Origin of the sequence: Amnibacterium sp. (assembly GCF_025463795.1) — a bacterium.
Taxonomy (GTDB): domain Bacteria; phylum Actinomycetota; class Actinomycetes; order Actinomycetales; family Microbacteriaceae; genus Amnibacterium.
Genome location: NZ_JAODBE010000126.1, coordinates 1 through 9,080 on the forward strand (window position 1 = coordinate 1; position 9,080 = coordinate 9,080).

Annotated in this window: 8 protein-coding genes and 1 tRNA gene; 5 read left to right on the forward strand and 4 right to left on the reverse strand. The window is 71.7% G+C overall.

Annotated features, from left to right (window positions below; all coding sequences use genetic code 11):
• A partial coding sequence (locus JWQ92_RS11265; protein WP_297344554.1) for a phosphoglucomutase occupies window positions 1-1,457 on the reverse strand: 1,457 nt, incomplete at its 3' end.
• A 41-nt stretch (window positions 1,458-1,498) separates the two neighbouring features.
• Here JWQ92_RS11265 and pheA point away from each other — a divergent pair.
• A complete protein-coding gene (gene pheA / locus JWQ92_RS11270; protein ID WP_297344555.1) occupies window positions 1,499-2,440 on the forward strand; it encodes a prephenate dehydratase in 942 nt (313 codons plus the stop codon).
• A 62-nt stretch (window positions 2,441-2,502) separates the two neighbouring features.
• On the opposite strand, the gene JWQ92_RS11275 is transcribed toward pheA, so the two are convergent.
• Together JWQ92_RS11275 and JWQ92_RS11280 are read right to left on the reverse strand one after the other, a co-directional pair.
• Window positions 2,503-3,393: an amidase domain-containing protein gene (locus JWQ92_RS11275; protein ID WP_297344556.1), complete on the reverse strand. Its 891-nt coding sequence runs from the start codon at window positions 3,391-3,393 to the stop codon at window positions 2,503-2,505.
• A 56-nt stretch (window positions 3,394-3,449) separates the two neighbouring features.
• Window positions 3,450-4,493 (reverse strand): diacylglycerol kinase family protein, encoded by a 1,044-nt coding sequence (locus JWQ92_RS11280; RefSeq protein WP_297344557.1) that lies wholly within the window; start codon window positions 4,491-4,493, stop codon window positions 3,450-3,452.
• 83 nt (window positions 4,494-4,576) lie between these two features.
• On the opposite strand from JWQ92_RS11280, the gene serS reads away from it, so the two are divergent.
• Both serS and JWQ92_RS11290 read left to right on the forward strand, forming a co-directional pair.
• Window positions 4,577-5,848, forward strand: coding sequence for a serine--tRNA ligase (gene serS, locus JWQ92_RS11285; protein WP_297344558.1), 1,272 nt, complete (start codon window positions 4,577-4,579; stop codon window positions 5,846-5,848).
• Window positions 5,845-6,663 carry an HAD family hydrolase gene (locus JWQ92_RS11290; protein WP_297344559.1) on the forward strand — a complete coding sequence of 273 codons (819 nt, stop codon included), beginning with the start codon at window positions 5,845-5,847 and terminating at the stop codon, window positions 6,661-6,663. The genes serS and JWQ92_RS11290 overlap by 4 nt, the downstream gene beginning before the upstream one ends.
• A 58-nt stretch (window positions 6,664-6,721) precedes the next feature.
• Here the strand turns inward: JWQ92_RS11290 and JWQ92_RS11295 are convergent, their stop codons facing one another.
• On the reverse strand, window positions 6,722-7,948 hold the full coding sequence (locus tag JWQ92_RS11295; RefSeq protein WP_297344560.1) for a S53 family peptidase: 1,227 nt from the start codon (window positions 7,946-7,948) through the stop codon (window positions 6,722-6,724).
• 165 nt (window positions 7,949-8,113) lie between these two features.
• Here JWQ92_RS11295 and JWQ92_RS11300 point away from each other — a divergent pair.
• Both JWQ92_RS11300 and JWQ92_RS11305 read left to right on the forward strand, forming a co-directional pair.
• Window positions 8,114-8,198 (forward strand) — tRNA-Ser (locus JWQ92_RS11300).
• 264 nt (window positions 8,199-8,462) lie between these two features.
• A partial coding sequence (locus JWQ92_RS11305) for a hypothetical protein (protein ID WP_297344561.1) occupies window positions 8,463-9,080 on the forward strand: 618 nt, incomplete at its 3' end.

Genomic DNA, 9,080 nt, shown 5'->3' on the forward strand with positions numbered 1-9,080 from the left:
CCGTTGCCCGGCGCCTCGGAGAGCTTGGCGGTGATCGGCTCGCCGGCGAGCTCCGTGGCGCTGATCGCATCGCCGTTCAGCTTGCCGAGCGCCACCTTCTGCGCCTTCGTCGCGGGCGCGTCGACGCGCTCGTACGCCGGGTCGCCGAAGCGCTCGACGAGCGAGGCGTAGAGCTCGCTCGGGCTCCTGCCGGTGACGGCGCGGATCTCGCTCGCCAGCAGGCAGAGCAGGATGCCGTCCTTGTCGGTCGTCCAGACTGTGCCGTCGAAGCGGAGGAAGCTCGCTCCCGCGCTCTCCTCGCCGCCGAAGGCGACCGAGCCGTCGATCAGGCCGGGCACGAACCACTTGAAGCCGACGGGCACCTCGACGAGGCGCCGGCCGATCGACTCCGCGACCCGGTCGATCATCGACGAGGACACGAGCGTCTTGCCGACCGCCGCATCCGCCGGCCAATCCGGCCGGTGCGTGAAGAGGTACTCGATCGCGACGGCGAGGTAGTGGTTCGGGTTCATCAGGCCACCGTCCGGCGTGACGATGCCGTGCCGGTCGGCGTCCGCGTCGTTGCCCGTCAGGATGTCGAACTGGCCGGCCCGGGCGACGACCGAGGCCATGGCGGACGGGCTGGACGGATCCATCCGGATCTTCTCGTCCCAGTCGAGCGTCATGAACGACCAGGCCGGGTCGACCTCGGGGTTCACGACGGTCAGGTCGAGCCCGTACTCGTCGGCGATCGCCTGCCAGTAGCTGACGGAGGCGCCCCCGAGCGGGTCCGCCCCGATCCGGATGCCCGACGCCTTGATCGCCGCCATGTCGATGATGGAGGCGAGGTCCTCGACGTAGCGGGCGCGGAAGTCGTAGCTCTCGACCGCGGACGCCTCCGCCCGCTCCACGTCCCGCAGGCCGTTCGCGATGAGTTCGTTCGCGCGGTTCGCGATCCAGGTCGTCGCGTCGCTGTCGGCCGGGCCGCCGTGGGGCGGGTTGTACTTGAAGCCGCCGTCGGCCGGCGGGTTGTGGCTCGGCGTGATGACGATGCCGTCCGCCTGGTCGTCCGGGTCGCCGTCGTTCGCCCGGTTGTACCGGATGATCGCGTGGCTCACCGCGGGGGTGGGGGTGAAGCCGTCGTACTCGTCGATGAGCACGCGCACCCCGTTCCCCACCAGCACCTCGAGCGCAGTCGTCTGCGCCGGCGCGGACAGGGCGTGGGTGTCGCGGCCCATGAAAAGCGGACCGGTGATCCCCTGACCGGCCCGGTACTCGACGATCGCCTGCGTGATCGCGGCGATGTGGTCGTCGTTGAACGCGGTCTTCAGCGAGCTGCCGCGGTGGCCCGAGGTGCCGAAGACCACGCGCTGCTCGGGGTCGGAGACGTCCGGGTGCCCGTGCCAGTAGGCGTGGAGCAGCTCCTCGACGTCGATGAGGTCGGATGCGGCGGCCGGCGTGCCTGCGCGGGAGGTCATGTCCCTCATCCTGGCCCGGGCCGCTGGATAGTCTCTAGCCCGTGCCCGCCGCCGACCTGTCGTACAGCTACCTGGGCCCAGCGGGAACCTTCACGGAGGCCGCGCTCGCCCAGGTGACGGCGGCGCAGGGCGCCAGCTGGCGGCCGGTGAACAACATCGGGGAGGCCCTCGACGACGTCGTCGGCGGCGTCTCGATCGCGGCCATGCTCGCGATCGAGAACACGGTCGAGGGCGGGGTCGCCGCGGTGCTCGACGCGCTCGCGTCCATCCCCGACCTCCGGATCGTCGGCGAGTACCTCGTGCCGGTGCGCTTCGCGCTCGTCGTGCGGCCCGGCGTCGGCCTCGACACCGTGCGGGCCGTGGCGGCGCATCCGGTCGCCTATGCGCAGTGCCGGGTGTGGCTGCACGAGCACCTGCCGAGCCACACGCAGCTGCCGGCCGCGTCGAACGTGCAGGCCGCGCAGTTCCTCGCCGAGCACGAGGGGGACCTCGCCCAGGCGGCGATCGCGACGCCGACCGCGGGGGCGCGGTTCGGGCTCACCACCCTCGCCGAGGACATCGGCGACAATCCGAACGCCATGACGCGGTTCGTGCTCGTCGCCCGGGCCGGATCCGTTCCGCTGCCGGCTCCGACCGGCGCGGACAAGACGAGCATCGTCGCGGACCTGCCCTCCGACCGTCCGGGTGCGCTGCTCGAGCTGCTCGAGCAGTTCGCGACCCGCGGCGTGAACCTGTCGCTGCTGCACTCGCGGCCGATCGGCGACGAGCTCGGCCGGTACCGCTTCGTCATCGACCTCGACGGCCACCTCGACGACGCGCGGGTCGCCGACGCGCTGCTCGGGGTGCGGCGGTTCAGTCCCCGCGTGCTGTTCCTGGGGTCCTACCCGCGCGCCGACGGACGGCCCGTGGCCGCCGCTGAGGCGCACGACGACGTGGTCTACGCCGAGGCCCGCTCCTGGCTGGAGGAGCTCCGGCGGTCGTAGCCGGTCGCCCGCGTCGCAGCGCCGGACGTCGTTCCCGCGGCGACGAGCGGACGGTGCGGGGGCTACTTCAGCGACCAGTAGTAGGCGACGCCGCCCGGGTGCTCCTTCGTGATCGCGGTGTCGACGCTGCGGTAGTCGGAGTCGTTCGTGTGGCCGGCGAAGTAGATCTCGATGTGCCCGCTCCTCGACTTCGTGATCTTCGTCACGACGCCGGTGTGGTCCCGATCGCCGGAGCGGTCCCAGTCGAACTGGACGACGTCGCCGAGCTTCACCTTCGACCGCTGCTGGTCGGTGAGCGCGGTGCCGAGCTCCGGGTGCTCCTCCATGAAGTCCCGGAACGAGGTCGAGCTGCGCCAGGCGAGACCCGAGTCGAGCACCGCGGCGGCGTGCACCCAGTCGTCCTGCTGCTGCCAGCCCCGCTGGAGCAGCGCCTGGCTGGTGAAGTCGACGCAGTCGTTGTCGTCGAGCGGTTCGTAAGCGGGGTTGTAGTGCTTCCAGTACTTGAGCACGTAGGCGAGCTCGCGGTCGACGCCGCCGACGGTGCGGTACCGGTACTTCGTCGTGGCGACGGTCGTCCCGGATCCGCTGCGCAGCACGACCGCGTCCGTCGCCGGCACGAAGGCGGCGGCCGAGGGGGTTCTGAAGGTGACGGAGCCGGCGTGCGCGGTGGCGGTCACGGCGGTCCCCGCGACGCGCACCGTACGGACGGCGGACAGCCCGGTGCCGGAGACGGTCACCGTGGTGCCGCCCTTCACGGAGCCGGACACCGGGGACACCGAGTGCACGGTCGCGGTCGACGGCCCGGCGGTGTCACCGCCGACCGGCGCGGTGCCGCCCGAGTCGGCGATGGTGCCGATCGTCCCGAGCGAGCAGCCGGACAGGCCGACGGCGAGGAGCGCCGCCACCAGCGCGGCCCGGCGCGCACGCCGGAACGATCGCATCCCCCGAGGCATGCCGTCAGGGTAAGCGGGAAGCCGTGGAACCCCGGGTTCTCCGCCCGCGTGGCGCGTCAGGCGGGGACCGGCTCCTCGGCCTTCGCCTTGTCCGACGCCGGGAGCTCGTCGGCCTCCTCCCGCGGGATGCGCACCGCGAGCGCGAGCTCCTCGACGCGGGCCCGCAACCGGACGACGTGCCCGAACGTGTCCCCGTCGAGCTGCACCGGACGCGGGTCGTCGGGACGGATGACGATCTGCCGCCCGCGGAGGTAGCGCAGCGTGCGCACCTCCTTCGTGTTGGCGAGGATCTTCCGGCCGAGGCTGCTGCGTCGCAGCACGCCGTTCTCCCACACGACCTTCACGAGGATCTGGATCCATCCGAAGAAGCCCTCCGGCCGGAGCGCGACGATGTCGAAGACGCCGTCGTCGACCGCCGCATCGGGCAGCAGCAGGATGTTTCCGGTCAGCAGCCCGCAGTTGCCGATCAGGATCGTGTTCACCCTCAGGTTCCGCGCCGGCTCGTCGTCGAGCCGAAAGCGGAGGCGGATGTAGTTCTTGCCGCCGAGGCTGCGGGCGATGCCCCCGACGTAGGCGAGCCAGCCGACCCGCTTCTTGAGCCCGGGGTCGGTGTTCGCGATCATGGCGGCGTCGAGCCCGAGGCCGGCCATGACCAGGAACGCGTGCGTCTCGCGCTCGCCTCCGGGGCGCTCCATCTCCACGACGCCGAGATCGATGCGGCGATCCGTTCCCGTGAAGGCCGTCTCGACCGACTCCTCGAGCCGGTCGAGCGTCAGCTTCATGTTCCTCGCGAGCAGGTTGCCGGTGCCGGACGGCAGCAGCGAGATCGGCACGTCGGTGCCGCGGAGGCCTTCGGCGACCGCCCGGATGGTGCCGTCGCCGCCGGCCGCGAGCACGACGCCCGCGCCGTCCTCGACCGCCTGCTTGGCCTGGCCGGTGCCGGGATCCTCCTCACTGGTCACGTACCACCGGGAGTCGGCCCATCCGGCACGCTGGGCCGCGTCGTTCACGACCGTCCGGAGCGCCTGCTCGTCGACCTTGACCGGATTGAAGACCACCGCGGCATGGCGGGGCTGCTGGGTGGACCCGTCCTGCGGCATGGGCCAAACCCTATCCACCGGACCCCGAGAGTTCGCGGCGGCCCTGGACGGGCCCGAACCGCGCTCCGAATAGGCTGGGCGGTGTGATCGACGTGCAGCTGCTCCGCGCGGCGCCGGAGATCGTCGAGCGGTCGCAGCGGATGCGTGGCGCATCCGTCGGCCTCGTCGCCGAAGCGGCCGCCGCCGATTCCGAGCGGCGCGAGGCCATCGCCGAGTTCGAGCGGTTGCGTGCCGCGCAGAACGCGTTCGGCAAGCGGGTGGCTGCGGCGTCCAAGGAGGAGAAGCCCGCGCTGCTCCAGGAGGTGAAGCAGCTCGCCGCCGACGTGAAGGCCGCGAGCGAGCGGTCCACGGCGGCGGAGGCCCGAGCGGACCGGCTGCTCGGCGCCCTCCCCAACGTGGTGCTCGACGACGTGCCGCCCGGCGGCGAGGACGACTACGTCGTGCTCCGCGAGGTGGGGGAGCGGCCCGCGTTCGAATTCGAGCCCCGCGACCACCTGGCGCTCGGCGAGCTGCTCGGCGCGATCGACATGGCACGCGGTGCCAAGGTGTCGGGCGCGCGCTTCTACTACCTGCGCGGCATCGGTGCGCGCCTCGAGATGGCGCTCATGCAGCTCGGGCTCGAGCGTGCGCTCTCGGCCGGCTTCGTGCCGCTCATCACCCCGACGCTGGTGAAGCCCGAGATCATGGCCGGCACCGGCTTCCTCGGCGAGCACGCCGACGAGATCTACCGGCTCGAGGCCGACGACCTCTACCTCACGGGCACGAGCGAGGTGGCCCTCGCCGGGTACCACGCGGACGAGATCCTCGATGTGACCGAGGGGCCCCTCCGCTACGCCGGCTGGTCCACCTGTTACCGCCGCGAGGCCGGCAGCCACGGCAAGGACACCCGCGGCATCATCCGGGTGCACCAGTTCAACAAGCTCGAGATGTTCAGCTACATCGATCCGGCGTTCGCCGAGGCGGAGCACGCCCGCCTGCTCGCCATGCAGGAGGCGATGCTCACCGACCTCGGTCTCGCGTATCGCGTGATCGACACCGCCGCGGGCGACCTCGGCACGTCGGCGGCGCGCAAGTACGACGTCGAGGCGTGGGTGCCGACGCAGGGCGCCTACCGCGAGCTCACGTCGACGTCGAACTGCACCACGTACCAGGCGCGTCGGCTGAACATCCGGTACCGGGCGGAGAGCGGACGCACGGCGCCCGTCGCCACCCTGAACGGCACCCTGGCGACGACCCGGTGGATCGTCGCGATCCTCGAGACGCACCAGCGGGAGGACGGCTCGGTGGCCGTCCCCGCCGTGCTGCGACCGTTCCTCGGCGGTCTCGAGGTCCTCGAGCCGGTGCCGGCGCGGTGACCGCGGCGAGGGACGGCTCCACCCGGCTGATCGCGCTCGACATCGACGGCACGGTGCTGCACGAGGACGGGGGGGCCTCACGGCGCGTGCGGCGTGCGGTACGGGCCGCCGCCGAGGCAGGGCACGAGGTGATGCTGGCGACGGGCCGGTCGGTCGCGACGACGCTCCCGATCCTCGAGCTGCTCGGGATCGCTCCCGAGTACGTGGTCTGCTCGAACGGCGCGATCACCCTGCGGAAGGATCCGGCCGCCCCCTACGGGTACCGGCGGGAGATCGTGGAGACGTTCGACCCCGCCGAGGTGCTCAGCACGATCAGCGACGCGCTCTCCGACGCCCGGTACGCCGTCGAGGACGAGACCGGCTACTTCCGCTACACGGAATCGTTCCCGCAGGGCGCCGTCGGCCTCGCCAGCCGTCAGGTGCCGTTCGAGGAGCTGCTGCACGTCGAGGCGACCCGCGTCGTCGTCATCTCGCCGAACCACGGCACCGAGGAGTTCCTCGGGGTCGTCGAGCGGATGGGCCTTCACCGGGTCAGCTACGCGGTCGGCTGGACGGCGTGGCTCGACATCGCGCCCGACGGCGTGAACAAGGCCACCGCCCTCGAGCGGGTGCGCGAGCGGCTGGCCGTGCCGCGGGAGCGCGTGGTCGCCGTCGGCGACGGCCGCAACGACATCGAGATGCTCGAGTGGGCGGCGGAGCACGGCTGGGGTGTCGCGATGGGTCAGGCGCCCGCCGACGTGCGCGAGGCCGCGGGCTCGGTCGCCGGATCCGTCGCGGACGACGGCCTCGCCGACGTGCTGGAGTCGCTCGTCTGACCACGGATGCAGGAAGGGGTGGGCGGCCCGAGCCACCCACCCCTCCCGCATCCTGAGGTCAGAACGCGGCGGTGCCGTTCGGCGTGCCGAGGCCGGTCGGGCCGTCCCAGCCGCTCGTCGCCGTGCAGAGGCTCGAGCCGTTGCAGGATCCGTTCGATCCGCTCGCCACGTCGTTCAGCGAGCCGGTGTGGCTGTACGGGTACGAGCCGTAGGTCACCGACTTCGCGTTGCCCGCCAGCGCGTAGACGGAGGCGATGACCGGCGACGCGACCGAGGTGCCGCCGAAGACGAGCCAGCCGGAGACGCCCTGGTAGGTGTAGCTGTCGTAGACGGCGACGCCGGTGTTGGGGTCGGCGACCGCGGAGACGTCGGCGACCGCGCGCCTGCTGCAGGCGCCGGTGATGTTCGCCACCGTCTTCTGCCACGAGGGCTGCGGGTCGGTGGACGAGCAGCCGGAACCGGCGCCGTTCCAGGCCGTCTCGCTCCACCCGCGCGCGGTCGACGCCCTGGTGAGGCTGGTCCCGCCGACCGCCGTGACGTACTGGGAGGCCGCGGGGTACTCGACGCCGTAGCCGTTGTCGCCCGAGCTCGCGGTGATCGCGATGCCGGGGTGGTTGTAGTACGCGCTGTCGTAGCTCGTGTCGCTCGACGACTCGGAGCCGCCGTAGCTGTTCGAGATCGCCGAGGCACCGAGCTTCGCGGCCGTGTTCACCGCGGTCCCCAGGTTGCTGAGCGAGGAGCTCGTGGCCTCGACGAGCAGGATGTGGCAGCTCGGGCAGGTCGCGCTGACCATGTCGAGGTCGAGGGAGATCTCCTGGGCCCAGCCGCCGTTCGCGCGCGGGGCCTTCGTGCCGCCACTCTGGTTGACCTTCTTGAAGCAGCCGTTCGCCGTGGTGCACGCCGGCATCCCGTACTGGGCGCGGTAGGTCGCGAGGTCCTTCTCCGCGTTCGGGTCGTCGTAGGCGTCGACGATGGCGACCGTCTGGCCCGAGCCGGCGGTGGTCGACGTCAGGTCGTAGGCCGAGCGGAGGTCGGCGGGACCGTAACCGCTCGGGGTGGTCGCGGCCGGGTTCACGCCCTTCGCGGCGGCGACGACGTTCGACACGGCGTCGTTGCGGATGGCGTTGCACGCTGCGGCGCCGCGTGCCGGGGCGGCGCAGACGCGCACGTGGGCCGACTTGCCGCTCGGCGACGCCGCCTGCGCGGCGATCGGCCCCGTGGTGAGCGCCAGCGCGAGCGCGGTCACCCCCAGCACCGTCGTGCGGAGAAATCGAGTCGTTCGCATCCGGATCCCCTGTCCGTTCCCCCTCGACGGCCCGGACGGCGCCGTCCGAGCCACCGTAGGTCCGTCCCGTTCCTAAGAACAGTCTTGGAATTCCGCAAACCGAGGCGTATACGGGAGCCCGCACCCCCGAGCCGCGACGCCTCGCTCGGCTAGCATCGCTGCCCTGGAGGGCTGTCCGAGCGGCCGATGGACCCGGTCTTGAAAACCGGTGGGCGGAAACGTCCCGTGGGTTCGAATCCCACGCCCTCCGCAGATTCGGGCTTCGCGGGGGCTAAAATACCCCGGAAACGTGCGGATCTCGGGTGACCAGAAGAAGAGCTGGTGACGGCGTGGGCACGAAGATGTGCCCAATTCATGCCCACGGCTGCCGCCGCGGCCGGCGCTCCTTCCCGACCAGAGCGGGGAGCCTGAGAGGCCAGAGACGAAGCCTCACTTCCCGGCATACAGTGAGTTGACCATGAGGACATCGAGAGCGGTGGCGCGGTGGACGCGCAGCCGACGGGTGATGCGGCCCGTGTCGAAGTGGAACTCGGACACCTGCGACATCGCCGATGCCATGGCCTGGATAAGGGACCCCGAACAGCCCGGACCGACCGGCAACCCGTCGCCCTTCGCCGGTCTGGCCGCAGCACGTGAAGCGATGTACCGGCGGGGGGCGTCCGAGGAGGTGCGCAGTCGATTCTCTTCTCTCGCCGCCGCATACGACCGCTTCTGCAGAGAGGTGGCAGCGGCGACAGAGGCGGCAGCCGCGGGGGTAGCCGCAGATCCGGTTCGGCCGGCGCGCCACTACGGTGCCCGGTCTCGGATCGCTGTCGGCGCCGCGGTGAGCTCGGTGGCCGTTGTTCTCGCTGCCTGGGCATGGGCGGAGGTCCATCCCAGCCGGCCCTCGGTGGTCACGCCGCCCGCGGTGCCAGGCGCGGTGCTTGCGTCGTACAGCGACCGGCCCCTTTCCGGGATGGGGGACGAGGCGGTCCTCTATTGGCCCGCTGGCTACCGGGCGCTGTCCTCGGGCGGCAGGATCGAGGTCGGACTTCGCTGCTGGGGCAACGGAAACGTCGTCGTCACCCTCGGTGGGAACGGGTCCATACCCTTCGTGTGCCGCGATGTCGACGCGACCCTCGTTCGCCGATCG

Coding starts and splice junctions, on each gene's coding strand:
- JWQ92_RS11275 (WP_297344556.1), bottom strand. CDS start 3,393: ATGCCTCGGGGGATGCGATCGTTCCGGCGTGCGCGCCGGGCCGCGCTG.
- JWQ92_RS11280 (WP_297344557.1), bottom strand. CDS start 4,493: ATGCCGCAGGACGGGTCCACCCAGCAGCCCCGCCATGCCGCGGTGGTC.
- JWQ92_RS11295 (WP_297344560.1), bottom strand. CDS start 7,948: ATGCGAACGACTCGATTTCTCCGCACGACGGTGCTGGGGGTGACCGCG.